Origin of the sequence: Geodermatophilus africanus, assembly GCF_900107105.1 — a bacterium.
Taxonomy (GTDB): domain Bacteria; phylum Actinomycetota; class Actinomycetes; order Mycobacteriales; family Geodermatophilaceae; genus Geodermatophilus; species Geodermatophilus africanus.
Genome location: NZ_FNOT01000006.1, coordinates 200,825 through 220,401 on the forward strand (window position 1 = coordinate 200,825; position 19,577 = coordinate 220,401).

Consider the following 19,577-nt stretch of genomic DNA (forward strand, 5'->3'; position numbering starts at 1 on the left):
CGCCCCCGATCTGACCGGCATGAGCGTGCACTCCGACAGCGGCCGGCCCCAGCCGCGTCTCCGCGGCGGCTTCCGGCTGACCTCGCGGGTGTTCTGGGACATGGCCATCTACATGGTGGGGCTGGGCCTGGTCGTCGGGCTCATCTTCCCGCCGTTCGCCGTGCTCCTCGGTGTGCCCGAGGCGATCACCGAACGGCCGGTCTTCCAGAGCGCGTGTCTGCTCGCCGGCTTCCTCGTCGGTGCGATGAACTACGCGCTCTGCCGCGGGGTCGTCGGCGGGCGCATGGAGGTGCTCGGCGGACACCTCCGGTCGGCGACGAGCGTCATCACCTCCGCGACCCGCTCGGGGGACTGGTCCGAGGCGGTGTTCGAGCGGATCGCCGTCGACTCGGACGACCAGATCGGCGAGGCCGGGCGGGCGTTCAACAGCCTGCTCGGCGCGGTCGAGGGCCGCAAGGACCTCGAGAACCGGCTGCGCTTCCAGGCCTTCCACGACACGCTCACCGGCCTGCCCAACCGCGCCCTGTTCATCGAGCGGCTCGCCGAGGCCGACGCGCTCCGCCAGCGGGCCGGCACGCCGTCCGCGGTGCTCTTCCTCGACGTGGACAACCTGAAGGCGGTCAACGACAACCTCGGCCACGAGGGCGGTGACGCACTCATCAGGCTCCTCGCCGACCGCATGGTGGCCAGCGTCCGGGACACCGACACGGTGGCCCGCCTCTCGGGTGACGAGTTCGCGATCCTGATCACGGGCCCGGGCAGCGCCCACCAGGCCGAGCGCGTCGCCCACCGCGTCCTCGACTCCCTGCGCGCCCCCGTGCAGATCGGTGACCAGCGGATCCGCACCGGGTTGAGCGTCGGCCTGGCGACGTCGGACACCTGCGCCACGAGCGGGATCGGAATGCTGCGCGCCGCCGACCTGGCGATGTACGCGGCCAAGACGGGCGGGAAGGGCCGGCTGGAGGTCTTCCAGCCCAGTCACCACACGGCCCAGGTGCAGCGCGACGCGGTCCGGGCCGAGTTGTCCGGCGCCCTCGACGCCGGGCAGCTGGAACTGCACTACCAGCCGATCGTGGACGTCTCGTCGCAGCAGACCGTCGGGTTCGAGGCCCTGCTGCGGTGGCGGCACCCCGAGCGGGGCCTGGTGTCCCCGCTGGAGTTCATCCCGCTGGCCGAGGAGACCGGCCTGATCGTGCCGATCGGCCGGTGGGTGCTGCAGGAGGCCACCCGGCAGGCGGCCGCGTGGCAGAACCGCTCGCCACTGGGCCGGCTACGGATGAGCGTCAACGTCTCCGTGCGGCAGTTCCAGCACCCGGACCTCGTCGGCGACGTGGCCGACGCGCTGCACCGGTCGGGGCTGGCCGCGTCGCTGCTCACCCTCGAGATCACCGAGTCGCTGTTCGCCCAGGACATCGAGGAGACGACCCGCAAGATCGCGCTGCTCAAGGACCTGGGCGTCCGCCTGGCCCTCGACGACTTCGGCACGGGGTACTCGTCGCTCAGCTACCTGCGACGCTTCCCGATCGACAGCCTGAAGATCGACAAGTCCTTCATCGACGGCGTGACGACCAGCTCCGAGGGGCACGCCGTGGTTGCGGCGATCACCCAGCTGGGTCACGACCTCAACCTCGAGGTGGTCGCCGAGGGGCTGGAGACCGGCGACCAGCTCGAGGCGCTCCGGTCCCTCGCCTGCCCGCTGGGCCAGGGCTACCACTTCTCCCGCCCGCTGTCCGCGGGGGACGCCGTCAAGCTGCTCCTCACCGGGCGCAAGCCGGCGGCTCCCGCCATGCTCGTCCCAGCCTGAGCCGGCCCGGCGGGGTCCTCGCGGCCCGTCCGAGCTCCGGCTCCCTGCAGGGGCCCGCCACGGCCCCGTCCAGAGGCGCGCCGCGTGGCCCCGTCCCGGGTCCCGCCCCGAGCCTGCGGAGGGCGGGGAGGACGGGATCCTCCCACGGTGCGGGCAGGCGCCCCCCACGGTGAGGAGGACGGGGTCCCTCAGCCGAGGTCCCGGGCCATCCGCTCCAGGCGGGCGATGCGCTCGGGCATGGGCGGGTGGGTGGCGAACATCGACGCCAGCCCCTGGCCGCGGAACGGGTTGGCGATCATCAGGTGGCTCTGGGTCACCAGCCGGTCCTCCTGGGGCAGCGGCCGGGCGGCCGCACCGGAGGCGATCTTGCGCAGCGCGGAGGCCAGCGCGAGCGGGTCCTGCGACAGCGCCGCGCCGGAGGCGTCGGCCTGGTACTCGCGGCTGCGGCTGACCGCCATCTGCACCAGCCCGGCCGCCAGCGGACCGAGGAACACCAGCAGCAGGCTGCCGAGCGCGTTGCCGCCGCCGCGGTCGTCCTCCGACCGGCCCCCGAACAGCGAGGCGAGCATCGCCATGTGCGCCAGGTAGGTGATCACCGTGGCCATGGCGCCGGCGACCGAGCTGATCAGGATGTCGCGGTTGTAGACGTGCGAGAGCTCGTGGGCGAGCACCCCTCGCAGCTCCCGGCGGTCGAGCAGCTCGAGGATGCCCTGGGTGACGCAGACGGCCGCGTTGCGCGGGTTGCGCCCCGTCGCGAAGGCGTTGGGCTGGTCGGTCGGGCTCACGTAGAGGCGCGGCATCGGCTGCCGGGCCTCGGTGGCCAGGTCGCGCACCATCGCGTACAGCTGCGGCGCCTGCGTCTCGGTCACCGGGAACGCCCGCATGGCCCGCAGGGCCAGCTTGTCGGAGTTGAGGTAGGCGTAGCCGTTGACCGCCAGGGCGACGACCAGGGCGACGAGCAGTCCGCCCCGGCCACCGACCAGGGCACCGACGGCGAGGATCAGCCCGCCCATGAGGCCGAGGAGCACCGCGGTCTTGAGTCCGTTGCTCCAGCGCTGCACGTCCGACCAACGCCGTCCCCGAGGAGGCCGTTCCCCGGGCGGCCCCCCGCCGGGGTGCGACCGCGCTCACGGAATGGGCCCGCTGCGGCGGGGGTTGGCCCAGGCAGGTGCCGGGGTCCCCGGCCGTCCCGACTGTCACTCGCGTTCCAGGTCCGCGCGCCGTGACGGACACGTAACCTCGGCCGGTGGAGGTGCACCACTGATGACCACGACAGACCCGTCCGTCGCCGCCAGCACGGCGGGGAGCTCGGTGCCGTTCGTCAAGAGCGTCGTCGAGCTCGACCGCGTCGTCATCCGGCTCGCCGGCGACTCCGGCGACGGCATGCAGCTCACCGGCAACCGCTTCACCAGCGAGACGGCGTCCTTCGGCAACGACCTCTCGACGCTGCCCAACTTCCCCGCCGAGATCCGCGCGCCGACGGGGACCCTGCCGGGTGTCAGCTCCTTCCAGTTGCACTTCGCCGACCACGACATCATGACCCCGGGCGACGCCCCGGACGTGCTGGTCGCGATGAACCCGGCCGCGCTCAAGGCCAACCTCTCCGACCTGCCCGGCGGCGGGCTGCTGATCGTCGACTCCGACGAGTTCACCCCGCGCAACCTGGCCAAGGTCGGCTACGCCAGTAGCCCGCTCGAGGACCACTCCCTCGACGGCTGGCAGCTGGTCAGCGTGCCGCTGACCAGCATGACCCTCGACGCGCTCGCCGACTCCGGCCTCGGCAAGAAGGAGGCCGAGCGCTCGAAGAACATGTTCACCCTCGGCCTGCTGAGCTGGATGTACCACCGGCCCACCGAGGGCACCGTCCGCTTCCTCGAGCGCCAGTTCCGCCGCAAGCCCGAGATCGCCGCGGCCAACATCGCCGCCTTCCGGGCCGGCTACTACTACGGCGAGACGACGGAGGCCTTCGCGGTCTCCTACGAGATCAAGCCCGCCCCCATGGCGCCGGGCCGCTACCGCAACATCTCCGGCAACCAGGCGCTGGCCCTGGGCGTCGTCGCGGCCGGGCAGCGCTCGGGCCTGCCGGTGTTCCTCGGCGCCTACCCGATCACCCCGGCGTCGGACATCCTCCACGAGCTGTCCCGGCACAAGAACTTCGGCGTCCGCACGTTCCAGGCCGAGGACGAGATAGCCGGCATCGCCTCGGCGATCGGCGCCTCCTTCGGCGGCGCCCTCGGCGTGACGACGACGTCCGGGCCGGGCGTCTCGCTGAAGTCCGAGGCGCTGGGCCTGGCCGTCATGACCGAGCTGCCGCTGGTCGTCGTCGACGTGCAGCGCGGCGGGCCCTCGACGGGGCTGCCCACCAAGACCGAGCAGTCGGACCTGCTGCAGGCGATGTTCGGCCGCAACGGCGAGGCCCCCGTGCCGGTCGTCGCGCCGCGCTCCCCCGCCGACTGCTTCGACGCCGCGCTCGAGGCCGCGCGGATCGCGCTGACCTACCGCACGCCGGTGATGCTGCTCTCCGACGGCTACCTGGCCAACGGCGCCGAGCCGTGGCAGATCCCGTCGATCGAGGAGCTGCCCGACCTGCGCGTCGAGTTCGCCAGCGAGCCCAACAGCGCCACCCCGGACGGGACGCCGGAGTTCCTGCCCTACCTGCGCGACCCGGAGACCCTGGCCCGCCCCTGGGCCATCCCGGGCACGTCGGGGATGCAGCACCGCATCGGTGGGCTGGAGAAGGCCGACAAGACCGGGAACATCTCCTACGACCCGGCCAACCACGACCTGATGACCCGGCTGCGCCAGGCCAAGGTCGACGGCATCGCGGCGACCATCCCGCCCACCGACGTCGACGACCCGGACGGCGACGCGCGGGTCGCCGTCATCGGCTGGGGCTCGACCTACGGGCCCATCGGCGCCGCGTGCCGGCGGATCCGGCGCTCGGGACGGTCGGTCGCGCAGATCCACCTGCGGCACCTCAACCCGTTCCCGGCCGACCTGGGTGACGTGCTGCGCCGCTACGACCGGGTGATCTGCCCGGAGATGAACCTCGGGCAGCTGTCGATGCTGCTGCGCGCCAAGTACCTCGTCGACGTCGAGAGCCACACGCAGGTGCGCGGGCTGCCCTTCCGGAGCGCCGAGCTCGCCGCCGTCGTGCAGGACGTCATCGACTCCACCAGCGGCGCCCCGCTCGCCGCCGACCCCACGGGAGGGGCGGAATGACCACCGTCGACCTCGGCATGCCGGCCGAAGGGCCCATCGCCGACGCCATCGCCCGGTCCCTCGAGACGCAGGGCGCGAAGCAGACCCAGCTCAAGGCCAAGGACCTCAAGACCGACCAGGAGGTGCGCTGGTGCCCCGGCTGCGGTGACTACGTCATCCTCAACGCGGTCCAGAGCTTCCTGCCCAGCCTCGGCATCGCGCGCGAGGACATGGTCATCGTCTCGGGCATCGGCTGCTCGTCGCGCTTCCCGTACTACATGAACACCTACGGGATGCACTCGATCCACGGCCGCGCGCCGGCGATCGCCACCGGCCTGGCCGCGTCCCGCCCGGACCTGTCGGTGTGGGTCGTCACCGGGGACGGCGACGCGCTGTCCATCGGCGGCAACCACCTGATCCATACCCTGCGCCGCAACGTGAACCTCACGATCCTGCTGTTCAACAACCGGATCTACGGGCTCACCAAGGGCCAGTACTCGCCCACCAGCGAGGTCGGCAAGGTCACCAAGTCGACCCCGATGGGCTCGCTGGACCACCCGTTCAACCCGGTGTCGCTGGCGCTGGGCGCGGACGCCACGTTCGTCGGCCGGGCGATGGACTCCGACCGCAAGGGCCTCACCGAGGTGCTGCGGCAGGCCGCCGAGCACCAGGGCACCGCGCTGGTGGAGATTTACCAGAACTGCAACATCTTCAACGACGGCGCGTTCGACCTGCTCAAGGACTCGACCACCGGCGTGCAGTGGTCGATCCCGCTGGTCCACGGGCAGCCGCTGGTCTTCGGCCCGGACGGCGCCTCGTGCGTGGTCCGCGACGAGTCCGGCGGTCTGCGGATCGCCGAGACCGACCAGGTCGACGCGGGCGAGATCGTCGTGCACGACGCCACCCGCCAGGACCCGTCCTACGCGTTCGCGCTGTCGCGGCTGTCCAGCCAGGACCTCCGCTACACCCCGATGGGCGTCTTCCGGTCGGTGCGCAAGCCGACCTACGACCGGATGATGGCCGACCAGGTCGAGGAGGCCCGCACCTCCACCCCGGCGGACCTCGGCGCGCTGCTCGCCGGCGGCGACACCTGGACCGTCGACGCCTGAGAGGGCACACCAGCGGGGCCCCGTCTCGGCGAGACGGGGCCCCGCTGCGTCTCAGGGGCGCGGGGTGACGCGCAGGAGCACGTCGCTCCCGTCGCCGTTGTCGGTGGTGACGTAGAGGGCGCCGTCGCCGCCCAGCTGCACGGTCCTGATGCGGCCGTACGTGCCCTCCAGCTCGGGGAGCCGGAACTGGTCGAGCAGCGTGCCGTCGTCGGCCACGCGCAGCGCCAGGACGCCCCGGTTCTTGAGGACGCCGAGCAGCAGCAGCCCCTCGTAGCCCCGCCACTGCTCCCCCGCCAGGAAGGTGGCGCCCGAGGAGGCGATGGTGGGCTCGCCGGACGCCCAGGTGGCCGGCATGGCGCCGGGCAGGGAGAGGTCGGTCATCGGCACGAACTCGCCGTAGCCGGGGCCCTGGGGGGCGAAGGCGCCGTTGCCGCCGGGGCGCAGCAGCGTCACCTCGTCGTCCCGCCGGGGGCCGTGCTCGGCGGCGTACACCTGCCCCGAGCCAGGGCGGACGGCGAGGCCCTGCACGTTGCGGTGGCCGTGGGTCCACACCCGCGGGTCGACGTCCGGACGGCCCAGGTGGGGGTTGCCGGCGGCCGCCTCCCCGGTGGCCGGGTCGACCCGCAGCACCTTGCCCGCGACCGTGCCGAGGTCCTGGGCGTTGCTCGTGACGGCGTTGTCGCCGGTGCCCACGAGCAGGGCGCCGGTGTCGTCGAAGCGCAGCCGGCAGCCGCCGTGCCGGCCGGTGCGCTCGTTGACCGGGATGTCGTCGATGAGCGGGTCGGCCACGCGGGTCGCCGCCGTCCAGCCCGGGTCGACGGTCCAGGCGGTCACCTGGATCTCGGCGCCGCCGTCCTCCGTCACGCCCTGGCAGGTGTAGAAGCGGCGGCTCTTCTCGAAGCCGGGGTCGAGCACCAGGCCCATCAGCCCGGTCTCCCCGGTGGCGAACAGGTCGCCGAAGTCGGCCGCCAGCTCGCGCACCGTCCCATCGGGGAGCACGGCGGTCAGCCCGCCACCCCGCTCGTCGAGCAGCAGGGTGCCGTCGGGGGTCTGGGCGACGTCCCACGGGTGGTCCAGCCCGTCGGCGAGGACGGTCACGTCGAGCGCGGGGCGGGGCTCGGACGCCGGGTCGGGCTCCGGGGGCGGGGGCTGGGACGTCGTCGGGGCGGGCACGGCGTCCTGCGTCGGTGCGGCCCCGGCGTCCTCCCCGGCCGTCGCGGAGCACGCGGACAGCGCCAGGACGGCCCCTAGGCAGGGACCCACTGCGGCCCTCATGCAGGGTCCCACCGCGAGCTTGCGAGTGGTGGGGGGCATGAGGGTCCTTTTCAGCTGGTGCGCGTGACGACGTAGTCGCACAGCGCCGAGAGCGCCTCGCGGACCGGCCCCTCCGGGACGGCGGACAGTTGCGCCTGCGCCCGGTCGGCGTACTGGCGGAGCACCTCGGTGGCGCGCTGCAGCGCCGCCGACGAGCGCAGCCGCTCCAGCGCCTCGGTGTGCTCGCCGTCGTCGGCGATCGGGCCGCCGACGAGCTCGCGCAGCCGCTGCTCGGCCGGGTCGTCGCCGGCCAGCGCGATGAGGGCCGGCAGCGTCGCGACGCCCTCCCGCAGGTCGGTGCCCGGCGACTTCCCGGAGGCGCCGTCCCGGCTGACGATGTCGAGCAGGTCGTCGGAGAGCTGGAAGGCGACCCCGACCTCCTCCCCGAACGCGGTCAGCGCGGCGACCAGGTCGGCGTCCACCCCGGCGAAGGAGGCACCGAAGCGCGCCGAGGTGGCGACCAGGGAGCCGGTCTTGTCGGCCAGCACCTCGAGGTAGTGGGCGACCGGGTCATCACCGGGCTGCGCGCCGACGGTCTCCCGGATCTGCCCGGTGACCAGCCGCTCGAAGGTCCGCGCCTGGATGCGCACCGCCTCGGGGCCGAGGTCGGCGAGCAGGTCCGACGCGCGGGCGAAGAGAAAGTCGCCGGTGAGGATCGCGATGCTGTTCGACCACCGGCTGTTGGCGCTTGGCGCCCCGCGGCGCACAGCGGCCTCGTCCATGACGTCGTCGTGGTACAGCGTCGCCAGGTGAGTGAGCTCGCAGACCACCGCGGCCTCGGTGACCCCCGGAGCGCGCGGGTCGCCGAGCTCGGCGGCGAGCAGCGCCAGCAGCGGGCGGAACCGCTTGCCGCCGGCGGCGACCAGGTGCCCGGCCGTCTCCCGGACGAACGCGTGCTCGCTGCCGACGGCGGTGCGCAGCGCCTCCTCGACCCGTCCCAGGCCCTCGGCGAGGCGGGCACCGAGGTCGCCCTCGGGCAGCCACGGACCGACCGTCGAAGCGGGGGTCGAGATCCGCTGCCAGGTGTCGGTCGGGGTGTCCCCGCCGACGGCGGCGCTGGCTCCGGTCATCAACCGACGAATCTAGCCGCCCCCTCGGCCAGATCGAGCACCGCCCCGGGGACGACGCCGAGCACCACGGTCGCGGTGACCGTCACCGCCAGCACCAGCGTCGTCGGCAGCCCGGGGACGCCGACGGTCGGCCCGTCGACGGCCGGCTCGGAGAAGTACATGAGCACGATGACCCGCAGGTAGAAGAACGCCGCCACGGCGCTGGCCAGCAGGGCCACGAGCACTAGCGGCCACGCGCCGTCGTCGATCGCGGCCCGGAAGACGGCGAACTTGCCGGTGAAGCCACTGGTGAGCGGGATGCCCGCGAGCGCCAGCAGGAACAGCGCCATGACCGCCGCGGTGAGCGTCGACCGGCGGCCCAGGCCGGCCCACTGGGACAGGTGCGTGGCCTCGCCGTCGCCGTCGCGCACCAGCGTCAGCACCGCGAAGGCGCCGATGGTCGTGAGGCCGTAGGCCAGCAGGTAGAACATCGTCGGGCCGAGCCCGGAACCGGTGCCGTCGGGGCCGCTGCCGTACCCGAGGACGCCGGTGAGCAGGAAGCCGGCGTGCGCGATCGAGGAGTAGGCGAGCATCCGCTTCAGGTCGGTCTGGGTGAGGCCCAGGACCGCACCGACGACCATCGAGACGATCGCGATGCCGTAGACCAGCGGCCGCCACGTCCACTCGCTGGTGCCGAAGGCGACGTAGAGCAGCCGGAGGATCGCCCCGAACGCCGCGACCTTGGTGCAGGCGGCCATGAACGCGGTGACCGGCGTCGGCGCGCCCTGGTAGACGTCCGGCGTCCAGGCGTGGAAGGGCGCCACGCTCGCCTTGAACAGCAGCCCGACCACGAGCAGGGCCAGGCCGAGCACCAGCAGGACGCCGCCCCCGGCCTCGCCGGCGGACGCCTCGCGGATGGCCGACAGCCGGATGCTGCCGGTGGCGCCGTAGACCAGCGCCAGGCCGTACAGGAAGAACGCGGAGGCGAAGGCGCCGAGCAGGAAGTACTTGACGGCCGCCTCCTGCGACAGCAGTCGCCGGCGGCGGGCCAGCCCGCTGATGAGGTACAGCGGCAGGCTGAGCACCTCGAGCGCGACGAACATGACCAGCAGGTCGTTGGCCGCGACGAACAGCATCATGCCGCCGATGGCGAACGTGGCCAGCGGGTAGACCTCGGTCTGCACCCGCGGGGCGGTCATCAGCTCGCGGTCGCGCGGGCTGCCCGCCGGCACTGCGGCGGCGGCCACGAACGCCGAGCGGGCCGGGTCCAGCGAGCGCTCGGCGAACAGCAGCAGCGACAGCGCCCCCAGACCGGCGATGGTCGCCTCCAGGAAGACCGCGGGGCCGTCGACGGCGAGCGCGCCGCCCGCGGTGACCTGCCGCTCCCCCGCCAGCAGCAGGCTGGTGACCAGCCCGCCGAGGGTGCCGACCAGGGCGATGGCGACCTGCACCGGGTGGCGCACGTCCCGCGGCGCGAAGGCCTCGACCAGGACGCCGACGCACGCGGCGCCGAAGACGAACAGCAGCGGTGCCAGCGCGGCCAGGGAGAGGTCCGGGGCCTCGATCATCAGTCCGTCCCCTCGACGGGAGCCTCGGGCGAGACGCCGGCCGGGTCGGCCCCGACGTCGCTCATGGTGGCGGCGACCGCCGGCTCGATCAGGTCGATCAGCGGCTGCGGGTAGACCCCGAGCGCGATGACCAGCGCGACCATCGGCGCGGCGACGGCCAGCTCGCGCCGGGAGAGGTCACGCACCCGCAGCCGGGCCGGCGCAGCCGCCGGGGCCTCGAGGGTCGCGGTGGCCGCGGTGGCCCCTCCCCCGCCGCCCGTCGTCGGCGCGGGGGCCTCCGGCGCCGGCTCCAGCAGCACGCCGCGCGGCGGGCCGTGCATGGTCCGTTGGTAGAGCAGCAGCACGTACAGCGCGGCCAGCACGATGCCGACGGTGGCCAGCACGGTGAACACCGGCCGGGTCGGGAACGAGCCGATCAGCACGAGGAACTCGCTGACGAAGCTGTTCGTGCCCGGCAGCGCCAGCGAGGCCAGCCCCGCGACGAGGAAGACTCCCGCCAGCAGCGGCGCCTGGGCGGCCACGCCGCCGTAGTCGCCGACCAGCCGGGAGCCGCCGCGGGCGATGAGCATGCCGACGACGAGGAACAGCAGGCCGGTGGCGATGCCGTGGTTGACCATGTAGAGCACCGCGCCCGTGGTCGCCTCCGTCGTGAAGGCGAAGATCCCCAGCGCGATGAAGCCGAAGTGCGCGATCGAGGTGTAGGACACCAGGCGCTTCATGTCGCTCTGCCCCATCGCGAGCAGCGCGGCGTAGAGGATGCCCGCCACGGCCAGCACCAGGACGTAGGGCGCGAGCTCGCGCGAGGCGTCGGGGAACAACGGCAGGCAGTAGCGGATGAACCCGAAGGTGCCGACCTTGTCCAGGACGCCGACCAGCAGCACCGCCCCGCCGATCGGCGCCTCGGCACCGGAGTCGGGCAGCCAGGTGTGGAACGGCACCAGCGGCGCCTTGATCGCGAAGGCGACGAAGAAGCCGAGGAACAGCAGCTTCTGCACCCCCGGGTCGATCTCGACCTGCCGCAGCGCGTCGAAGGCGAACGTCCCCTCGCCCAGCTCGTTGGCGCTGACCACGTACAGCCCGATGACGGCGGCGAGCATGACCAGCCCGCCGACCAGGCTGTAGAGGAAGAACTTGACCGCCGCGTACTGCCGTCGCGGCCCGCCGAAGCTGCCGATCAGGAAGTACATCGGGACGAGCATCGCCTCGAAGAAGACGTAGAAGAGGAAGACGTCGGTCGCGGCGAAGACGCCGACCATCAGCGACTCGAGCAGCAGCAGCCAGGCCCAGAAGGCCCGCATCGAGCGCCGTCCGGTGGGCTCCTCCCGCCACGAGGCGACCACGACCACCGGCACCAGCACGCCGATGAGCAGCAGCATCACCAGCGCGATGCCGTCGACGCCGAGGGCGAAGTCGACGCCGAAGTCGGGGATCCAGGAGACCGACGTCGTCAGCTGGAACCGCTCCCCGCCGACGTCGAAGGCGATCGTCGCCAGCACCGCGAGCAGCAGCACGACCAGGCTGACGCCGAGGCTGAGCTGCCGGGCGGTCTGCTCGCGCCCCTTCGGCAGCGCGGTGACGGCGGCCGCCCCGACCGCCGGGACGGCGATCATGGCGAGCAGGAACGGGAAGTCACTCACGGTGTGGGCCCTCCGAAGGTCCGGTACCTGCTGCTCATCCCGCCGTCACCGCCAGCAGCGCGCCCGCCACGACGACCGCGCCGCCGAGCATCGAGAGCGCGTAGGAGCGGACGAACCCGGTCTGCGTGCGGCCCAGCCGGGACGACGAGCCGCCCAGCGTCGCGGCCAGTCCGTTGACCGCGCCGTCCACGCCGCGGTTGTCGACGAAGACCAGCGCGCGGGTCAGCCACTGCCCCGGCCGCATGAACACCGACTCGTTGACCGCGTCGGCGTAGAGGGCGCGGCGGGCGGCGCGGGTCACCGGCGACACTCGCACCGGCGCGGTCACCGGCACCTCGCGGCGGCCCACGAACAGCCAGGCGGTGAGCACGCCGAGCGCCATGACGACGGTGACCAGGACGCTGACCACGAGCGGCGCGACGACGTGCTCGGCCTCCTCGGGCTCGCCGAACACCGGGGTCAGCCACGACTCCAGCGGGAAGGCGACGACCAGCAGGAACCCGGCCAGCACCGAGCCGACCGCGAGCAGCACCATCGGTGCGGTCATCACCGTCGGCGACTCGTGCGGGTGGACGCCAGGCTCCCACCGGGGGCGGCCGGAGAAGGTCATGAGCATCAGCCGGGTCATGTAGAAGGCGGTCAGCCCCGCGGCGAGGATCGCGACCCCGCCGAGCAGGTAGCCCCAGCCGTCGCCGCGGTCGAACGCGGCCTCGATGATCGCGTCCTTGGTGTAGAAGCCCGACAGGAACGGGAAGCCGATCAGCGCCAGGTAGCCCAGGCCGAACGTCACGAAGGTGACCTTCATCTTCGACGCCAGGCCGCCGAAGCGCCGCATGTCGACGGCGTCGTCCATCGCGTGCATGACCGAGCCGGCGCCGAGGAACAGGCCGGCCTTGAAGAAGCCGTGGGTGAGCAGGTGCGCCAGCCCGGCGACGTAGCCGACCGGGCCGAGACCGACGGCCAGGAACATGTAGCCGATCTGGCTGACGGTGGAGTAGGCCAGCACCTTCTTGATGTCGTCCTGGGCGCAGCCGGCGATCGCCCCGATCAGCAGCGTGATCGCCCCGACGGCGAGGACGGCGGCCCGCGCGGTCGGCGTCTCGTCGTAGATCGGTGCGCTCCGGGCGATCAGGTAGACGCCTGCGGTGACCATGGTCGCCGCGTGGATCAGGGCCGACACCGGGGTCGGACCCTCCATGGCGTCGGGCAGCCACGCCTGCAGGGGGAACTGGCCGGACTTGCCGCAGGCGCCGAGCAGGAGCAGCAGCCCGATGGCGGTGACCGTCCCCGCGGCCAGGGTGCCGACCGCGCCGAAGACGCCGTCGTAGGAGACGGTGCCCAGTTGGGCGAACATCAGGAAGATCGCCAGCGCCAGCCCGACGTCGCCGACCCGGTTCATGATGAACGCCTTCTTCGCCGCGGTGGCCGCGGACGGGCGCTCGTGCCAGAAGGCGATGAGCAGGTAGGACGCCAGGCCCACGCCCTCCCAGCCGACGTAGAGGGCCACGAAGTTGTCGCCGAGGACCAGCAGCAGCATCGCCGCGACGAACAGGTTGAGGTAGGCGAAGAACCGCCGGCGGCGCGGGTCGTGCGCCATGTAGCCGATCGAGTAGACGTGGATGAGCGCGCCCACGCCGGTGATCAGCAGCACGAACACCGCCGACAGCGGGTCGAACAGCAGGCCGGCCTGCACGTCCAGCGACCCGGTCGACACGAAGGTGAACAGGTCGACGTCGACCCGGCGGCCGTCCAGCTGCAGCGTGCAGAGCAGGCCGACCAGGAAGGCCGCGACCACCGTGCCGGTGCCCAGCAGGTGCCCCCACCGGTCGGTGCGCCGCCCTCCGAGCAGCAGGACGGCGGCGCCGGCCAGCGGCAGGGCGATGAGCAGCCAGGACGCGGCGATCAGCCCGTCGGCGGGCACGGTCTCCATCTGCCGGCTCCCGTCAGTACTTCAGCAGGTTGGCGTCGTCGACCGACGCCGAACGGCGGGTCCGGAAGAGCGACATGATGATGGCGAGGCCGACGACGACCTCGGCGGCCGCGACGACCATGACGAAGAACGCCATGACCTGGCCGTCGACGGTGCCGCTGGCGCGGGCGAAGGTGACCAACGTCAGGTTCACCGAGTTGAGCATCAGCTCGACGCACATGAACACGACGATCGCGTTGCGCCGCACGAGCACGCCGACCGCGCCGATGGTGAACAGGATCGCGGCGAGCACCAGGTAGTGCGTCAGGCTCACGACTCCTCCTCGCCGGCGCTCGTCGGCCGCGTTCGCGGCGCTGCTGTGCTCATCGGTGAGGTCGCACGCTCCCTCACCTGTCCCGTCCCCCCGGGGTGTCGCTGGGCGCCGGGTCGAGGGTTCCGAGTGCGGCGTCGGGGCTTCCCAACTCGGCCCGGCCGGTGGGACGCGGCATCTGCTCGATCTCCTGGGGTTCGATCCCGGTGGCGAAGCTGTCCTCGGCCAGCCGGCCGTCGGGCAGCAGCGCGGGCGCGGCGACGGAGTTGCCGCGGGCGTAGACACCGGGACCGGGCAGCGTCTGCGGCCGGTCGGTGAGGAAGCGGGCCCGCGACAGCTCCTTCTGGGTGGGCCGGGTGCCGGCGTCGCGCTCGATGTGGGCCAGCACCATGGCGCCGACGGCGGCGGTGATCAGCAGCGCGCTGGTCACCTCGAACGCCAGCAGGTAGCGGGTGAAGAGCACCTCGGCGATGGCCTCGATGTTGCTGGTCTCGCCGCCCTGCACGCCCGCGAGGCCGGTGACGGGGAGGTCCTGGGTGGCCCGGGCGACGCCGGCGCCGACCAGCCCGGCGAAGCCGAGGCCGAGCACGATCGCCGCCACCCGCTGCCCGCGCAGCGTCTCCACGACCGAGTCGGAGGAGTCGCGGCCGACCAGCATGAGCACGAACAGGAAGAGGATCATGATCGCGCCGGTGTAGACGATGATCTGCACCGCGCCGAGGAACGGCGCCTCCTGGACGACGTAGAAGACGCCCAGCGCCAGCATCGTGTTGACCAGCCACAGCGCCGAGTGGACCGCGTTGCGCGAGAGCACCATGCCCAGCGCGCCGGCGAGCGCGATCGGGCCGAGCACCCAGAAGACGACGGCCTCGCCGGTGCCGATGACGACGTCGGGGTTCACGACCGGGCCTCGGTGGGATCGGCCGGCACCGGTTGGTCCTCCCGCGCCCCGGCGGCGGGGTCGGCGGGCGGGGCGGGGGTGTCGGCCGCGAGCACGTAGTAGTCCTTCTCGTCGTCCCCCAGCCGCATGGCGTGCGGCGGGGCCTCCATGCCGGGCAGCAGCGGGGCCATGAGCTGCTCCTTGGTGTAGATCAGGTCGGCCCGGTTGTCGTCGGCCAGCTCGAAGTCGTTGCTCATGGTCAGCGAGCGGGTCGGGCAGGCCTCGATGCACAGGCCGCAGAAGATGCAGCGCAGGTAGTTGATCTGGTAGACGCGGCCGTAGCGCTCACCGGGCGAGTAACGCTCGTCCTCGGTGTTGTCCCCGCCCTCGACGTAGATCGCGTCGGCCGGGCAGGCCCAGGCGCACAGCTCGCAGCCGACACACTTCTCCAGGCCGTCGGGGTGCCGGTTGAGCACGTGCCGCCCGTGGTACCGCGGCTTGGTCACCTTGGGCACCTCGGGGTACTCCTCGGTGGTCACCTTGCGGAAGATCTGCGCGAAGGTGACCCCGAAGCCCTGCCCGGGCCCGGGCAGCCAGCTCGCCCGCTTGACCGGTCCGGCGTCCCGGCTGCGGTGGGCCAGCTCGCGCTTCGTCTGCGCCACCATGTCGTGGCCGGGGTCGTGGGGGTCCGGCGAGCGACGGTCCACGTCGCCGTGCTCAGTCATCGACGTCCTCCTGGGTGCCGGCGCCGCTGCGCCGTCCGGTGCCCACGACGGCGCCGTCGGGCGCGACGGCCTCGCGGCTGCGCAGCCGGGGCGACGGCGGGACGGCGAGGTCCATCGGCGGGATGGGGAAGCCGCCCTCGGCGCGGCTGGGACCGGTGCGGCCGGCCGGCCGGCGGCGTGGCCCGGCGGGGGGCAGCACCTCCGGCTCGGCCTCGGTCGGGTGGATCGAGCCGGCCGCGGCCTTGGTCGCCGCGATCCGGGTGGCCCGGTTGCTGGCCCGGCTGACGACGAGCAGCACCGCGATCACCAGCAGCGCGATCGGGACGCCGACGAACAGCGCCACCTGACCGGTGGAGAGGTCGGCCTCGCGGGCGACGGTGCGCATGGTGGCGACGGCGAGGATCCAGACCAGTGCGGTCGGGACCAGCACCTTCCAGCCGAAGCGCATGAACTGGTCGTAGCGCAGCCGGGGCAGCGTGCCGCGCAGCCAGATGAAGACGAACAGCGCGGCGACGACCTTGAGGAAGAACCACAGCAGCGGCCACCAGCCGGAGTTGGCGCCGTCCCAGATGGAGATCGGCCACGGTGCCCGCCAGCCGCCGAGGAACAGCGTCGCGGCCAGCGCCGAGACGGTGACCATGTTGATGTACTCGGCCAGGAAGAACAGCGCGAACTTCAGCGACGAGTACTCGGTGTGGAACCCGCCGACCAGCTCGCTCTCGGCCTCGGGCAGGTCGAACGGCGCCCGGTTGGTCTCCCCGACCACGGCGATGACGTAGATGACGAAGGAGACCGGGAGCAGGACGGCGTACCAGCCGGGGCCGGTGAACGTCAGGCCGAAGAAGGAGACCTGGTTGCCGTCGGCCTGCGCGGCGACGATCTCCGAGGTGGACATCGAGCCGGCGTAGAGGAACACCGCGACGATCGACAGCCCCATCGCGATCTCGTAGCTGATCATCTGCGCCGCGCTGCGCAGCGACCCCAGCAGCGGGTAGGTCGAACCGGACGCCCACCCGCCCAGGACGATGCCGTAGATCCCCATCGCCGAGCAGGCGAGGACGACCAACACCCCGATGGGGGCGTCGGTGAGCTGCAGCGGGGTCTGCTGGCCGAAGATGCTGACCACCGGCCCCAGCGGGATGACCGAGAAGGCCAGGAACGCCGGGACGGTGGCCAGGACCGGGGCCAGGAAGTAGACCGGCTTGTCCGCGAGCGCCGGCATGATGTCTTCCTTGAACGCCAACTTGAGCCCGTCGGCGAGGCTCTGCAGGTAGCCGCGGGGGCCGACCCGGTTGGGGCCGATCCGCTGCTGCATCCGGGCGACGACCTTGCGCTCGAACACGATGGCGAACAGCGTCAGCAGCACCAGGACGACGAAGACGCCGACGATCTTGATGAGGACGATCCACCAGACGTCGGTGCCGAAGTCCGCGAGGGTCGGCTGGTCGGCGGCGGCCGCGACGGTCACTCGGCACCTCCCGCCGGGGTGGTGGGGCGGGGTGGGTGCACAGCGGTCGCCGGGGTGGGTGAGGATCCGGTCGCCAGGCGGACGACGCCGCCGGGCGGGGTGCCCAGCCGGGTGCGCAGCTCGCTGCCCGGTGAGCGCATCGGCAGCCAGACCACCTGGTCGGGCATCTCGGTGACCAGCACCGGCAGGCTGACCTCCCCCATCGCGCCGCAGACGGTGACCCGGTCGCCGTCGGCCAGCCCCAGCCGCCGGGCGGCGGCCTCGCCCAGGCGCGCGACCGGCGGGCGGGCCGTGCCGGCCAGCTCGGGCTCGTCGCGCTGGAGCGTGCCGACGTCGAGCAGTTGCCGCCAGGAGGCGAGCACCGCCTGCTCCTCGGCGAGCTCCGGGTCCCCGGGCGGGGCGACGTCCAGGCCGGTGACCCGGGGGCGCTCGGCGACCACCCCGAGGGCCGCGAGCTCGGCGCGGGCGACCTCCGGCGCGGGTAGCCGCAGGTCGACGTCCAGCTCGTCGGCCAGGCCCTGCAGCACGCGCCCGTCGGGCAGCTGACCGGTGCCGTGCAGCGTGGCGTCGAAGGGGCGCAGCCGGCCCTCCCAGTCCAGGTAGGCGCCGGCCTTCTCCGAGGCGGCGGCCACGGGCAGGACGACGTCGGCCCGCTCGGTGACCGCGCTCGGGAGCATCTCCAGGCTCACGACGAACTCGGCGTCGGCCAGCGCCGCCTCGGCCAGTCGCGGGTCGGGCAGGTCGGCCGGGTCGACGCCGCCGATCAGCAGACCCTTGAGCTGCCCGTGGGTGACGGCGGTGAGGATCCCGTCGAGGTCGCGGCCGGGGGTGGCCGGCAGCTCGGGGACGCCCCAGGCGGCGGCGACCTGCGCCCGGGCGCCGGCGTCGGTGACCGGGCGGCCGCCGGGCAGCAGCGTCGGCAGCGCGCCGGCCTCGACGGCGCCGCGCTCCCCGGCCCGCCGCGGCACCCAGGCCACCCGGGCGCCGGTGGCGCGGGCGAGCGCGACCAGTGCGGAGAGGGCGCCGGGGGACTCGGCCAGCCGCTCGCCGGCGAGCACGACCGCGCCGGGCTGCCGCAGCGCCTCGACCGCCGGGCCACCCCAGGTGCCGTCGGCGAGGGCGGCCAGCGAGCGGGCCTCCGCGCCGGGGCGGGTGGCCAGCACCGTGGCCTGCAGCTTCTCCGCGGCCGTGGTGGCGAACGGGGCGAGGTCGTAGACGGCGAGCCGGTTCTTGCGCACCGCCCGGCGCAGCCGCAGGAAGACGATCGGCGACTCCTCCTCCGGCTCGAGGCCGGCGAGCAGCACCGCGGGTGCGCTGGTCAGGTCGTCGTAGGTGACCGCCCCGTTGGCCGGGCCGGTGCCGGCGACGTGCGCCATCAGGAACGCCAGCTCCTCGGCGGAGTGGGCGCGGGCGCGGGCGTCGACGTCGTTGGTGCCCAGCGCCACCCGCGCGAACTTGGCGTAGGCGTAGGCGTCCTCGACGGTCAGCCGGCCGCCGGGCAGCACCCCGACCCCGCCGGCGTCCCGCGCGGCGCGCAGCCCCTCGGCCGCCGCCGCCCACGCCTCCGGCCAGGACGCCGGCTCCAGCACGCCGTCCCGCCGGACCAGCGGCGTGGTGAGCCGGTCGTTGGCGGTGGCGTAGCGGAAGGCCCACCGGCCCTTGTCGCAGTTCCACTCCTCGTTGACCGCCGGGTCCTCCCCCGCCAGCCGGCGCAGGACCTTGCCGCGGCGGTAGTCGGTGCGCTGCGCGCAGCCCGAGGCGCAGTGCTCGCAGACGCTGGGCTCGCTGCGCAGGTCGAACGGCCGGGAGCGGAACCGGTACTGCGCGCTGGTCAGCGCTCCGACCGGGCAGATCTGCGTGGTGTTGCCCGAGAAGTAGGAGGAGAACGGCTCGTCCTCGTAGATGGCCACCTGCTCGAGGGCGCCGCGCTCGAACAGCTCGATGAACGGATCGCCGGCGACCTGCTGGGAGAACCGGGTGCACCGGGCGCACAGCACGCAGCGCTCCCGGTCGAGCAGCACCTCGGTGCTGATGGGCAGCGGCTTGGGGTAGGTGCGCTTGACGTCGACGAACCGGCTCTCGGCGCGGCCGTTGCTCATCGCCTGGTTCTGCAGCGGGCACTCGCCGCCCTTGTCGCAGACCGGGCAGTCCAGCGGGTGGTTGATCAGCAGCAGTTCCATCGTGCCCTGCTGCGCCTTGTCGGCGACCGGGCTGGTGAGCTGCGTCTTCACCACCATCCCGTCGGTGACCGGCATGGTGCAGGAGGCCACCGGCTTGCGCTGGCCCTCCACCTCGACCAGGCACTGGCGGCAGGCGCCGACCGGCTCGAGCAGCGGGTGGTCGCAGAACCGCGGGATCTGCACGCCGATCATCTCGGCGGCCCGGATGATCAGCGTCCCCTTGGGCACCGCGACGTCGAAGCCGTCGACGGTGCAGTGGACGGCGTCCGGCGGGGTGTGCGGCCCCGGTGCGCCGGGCGGGACGGCGGGCGCCGGGGTCGGGTTGGTCAACGTCACTGGTCCTCCTCGCTGGCGCTCGTCGGGCCGGTGCCGCGGCGTGCTGTGTTCTTGCGTGCCCTCGCG

At 73.2% G+C, this 19,577-nt stretch carries 14 protein-coding genes; 3 read left to right on the plus strand and 11 right to left on the minus strand.

Translation table 11 applies throughout. The annotated features are described in order from the left end of the window. The first annotated feature begins 19 nt into the window (after positions 1–19). Entirely contained in the window at positions 20–1,804 is a 1,785-nt protein-coding gene (locus BLW63_RS13370; RefSeq protein ID WP_091156812.1) for a putative bifunctional diguanylate cyclase/phosphodiesterase, read from the plus strand. Positions 1,805–1,992: 188 nt separating this feature from the next. Here the strand turns inward: BLW63_RS13370 and htpX are convergent, their stop codons facing one another. Next, on the minus strand, positions 1,993–2,865 hold the full coding sequence (gene htpX / locus BLW63_RS13375; RefSeq protein ID WP_091156816.1) for a zinc metalloprotease HtpX: 873 nt from the start codon (positions 2,863–2,865) through the stop codon (positions 1,993–1,995). A 202-nt stretch (positions 2,866–3,067) separates the two neighbouring features. Here htpX and BLW63_RS13380 point away from each other — a divergent pair, with 202 nt between their 5' ends. Then, entirely contained in the window at positions 3,068–5,026 is a 1,959-nt protein-coding gene (locus BLW63_RS13380; RefSeq protein ID WP_091156820.1) for a 2-oxoacid:acceptor oxidoreductase subunit alpha, read from the plus strand. After that, the gene (locus BLW63_RS13385) at positions 5,023–6,114 is read left to right on the plus strand and encodes a 2-oxoacid:ferredoxin oxidoreductase subunit beta (protein ID WP_091156823.1); all 1,092 of its coding nucleotides are present in this window, start codon (positions 5,023–5,025) and stop codon (positions 6,112–6,114) included. Before BLW63_RS13380 ends, BLW63_RS13385 begins: the two co-directional genes overlap by 4 nt. Before the next feature lie 51 nt (positions 6,115–6,165). Here BLW63_RS13385 and BLW63_RS13390 read toward each other — a convergent pair whose 3' ends face one another. The 10 genes from BLW63_RS13390 to BLW63_RS13435 form a co-directional block, all read right to left on the minus strand. Then, positions 6,166–7,389 (minus strand): PQQ-dependent sugar dehydrogenase, encoded by a 1,224-nt coding sequence (locus tag BLW63_RS13390; protein WP_091156827.1) that lies wholly within the window; start codon positions 7,387–7,389, stop codon positions 6,166–6,168. 50 nt (positions 7,390–7,439) lie between these two features. Further along, the gene (locus BLW63_RS13395) at positions 7,440–8,498 is read right to left on the minus strand and encodes a polyprenyl synthetase family protein (RefSeq protein WP_091156831.1); all 1,059 of its coding nucleotides are present in this window, start codon (positions 8,496–8,498) and stop codon (positions 7,440–7,442) included. Then, on the minus strand, positions 8,498–10,045 hold the full coding sequence (gene nuoN / locus BLW63_RS13400; protein ID WP_091156834.1) for an NADH-quinone oxidoreductase subunit NuoN: 1,548 nt from the start codon (positions 10,043–10,045) through the stop codon (positions 8,498–8,500). Before nuoN ends, BLW63_RS13395 begins: the two co-directional genes overlap by 1 nt. Beyond that, positions 10,045–11,682: an NADH-quinone oxidoreductase subunit M gene (locus tag BLW63_RS13405; protein WP_091156838.1), complete on the minus strand. Its 1,638-nt coding sequence runs from the start codon at positions 11,680–11,682 to the stop codon at positions 10,045–10,047. Before BLW63_RS13405 ends, nuoN begins: the two co-directional genes overlap by 1 nt. Positions 11,683–11,716: 34 nt before the next feature. After that, positions 11,717–13,612, minus strand: a complete 1,896-nt coding sequence (gene nuoL / locus BLW63_RS13410) for an NADH-quinone oxidoreductase subunit L (RefSeq protein ID WP_170856755.1) — start codon at positions 13,610–13,612, stop codon at positions 11,717–11,719. 13 nt (positions 13,613–13,625) lie between these two features. After that, complete coding sequence (nuoK, locus tag BLW63_RS13415; protein ID WP_091156841.1) at positions 13,626–13,925, minus strand: NADH-quinone oxidoreductase subunit NuoK; 300 nt, start codon at positions 13,923–13,925, stop codon at positions 13,626–13,628. 73 nt (positions 13,926–13,998) lie between these two features. Then, positions 13,999–14,823: an NADH-quinone oxidoreductase subunit J gene (locus tag BLW63_RS13420; RefSeq protein ID WP_091156845.1), complete on the minus strand. Its 825-nt coding sequence runs from the start codon at positions 14,821–14,823 to the stop codon at positions 13,999–14,001. Then, positions 14,820–15,527 carry an NADH-quinone oxidoreductase subunit NuoI gene (gene nuoI, locus BLW63_RS13425; protein WP_280140520.1) on the minus strand — a complete coding sequence of 236 codons (708 nt, stop codon included), beginning with the start codon at positions 15,525–15,527 and terminating at the stop codon, positions 14,820–14,822. Before nuoI ends, BLW63_RS13420 begins: the two co-directional genes overlap by 4 nt. Beyond that, on the minus strand, positions 15,520–16,995 hold the full coding sequence (nuoH, locus tag BLW63_RS13430) for an NADH-quinone oxidoreductase subunit NuoH (protein WP_091156849.1): 1,476 nt from the start codon (positions 16,993–16,995) through the stop codon (positions 15,520–15,522). The genes nuoI and nuoH overlap by 8 nt, the downstream gene beginning before the upstream one ends. Then, positions 16,992–19,511 (minus strand): NADH-quinone oxidoreductase subunit G, encoded by a 2,520-nt coding sequence (locus tag BLW63_RS13435; protein WP_244522552.1) that lies wholly within the window; start codon positions 19,509–19,511, stop codon positions 16,992–16,994. The genes nuoH and BLW63_RS13435 overlap by 4 nt, the downstream gene beginning before the upstream one ends. Between the last annotated feature and the right edge of the window lie 66 nt (positions 19,512–19,577).

Coding starts and splice junctions, on each gene's coding strand:
- BLW63_RS13385 (WP_091156823.1), top strand. CDS start 5,023: ATGACCACCGTCGACCTCGGCATGCCGGCCGAAGGGCCCATCGCCGAC.
- nuoN (WP_091156834.1), bottom strand. CDS start 10,045: ATGATCGAGGCCCCGGACCTCTCCCTGGCCGCGCTGGCACCGCTGCTG.
- BLW63_RS13390 (WP_091156827.1), bottom strand. CDS start 7,389: ATGAGGGCCGCAGTGGGTCCCTGCCTAGGGGCCGTCCTGGCGCTGTCC.
- BLW63_RS13395 (WP_091156831.1), bottom strand. CDS start 8,498: ATGACCGGAGCCAGCGCCGCCGTCGGCGGGGACACCCCGACCGACACC.
- nuoI (WP_280140520.1), bottom strand. CDS start 15,527: ATGACTGAGCACGGCGACGTGGACCGTCGCTCGCCGGACCCCCACGAC.
- BLW63_RS13380 (WP_091156820.1), top strand. CDS start 3,068: ATGACCACGACAGACCCGTCCGTCGCCGCCAGCACGGCGGGGAGCTCG.
- BLW63_RS13370 (WP_091156812.1), top strand. CDS start 20: ATGAGCGTGCACTCCGACAGCGGCCGGCCCCAGCCGCGTCTCCGCGGC.
- nuoL (WP_170856755.1), bottom strand. CDS start 13,612: ATGGAGACCGTGCCCGCCGACGGGCTGATCGCCGCGTCCTGGCTGCTC.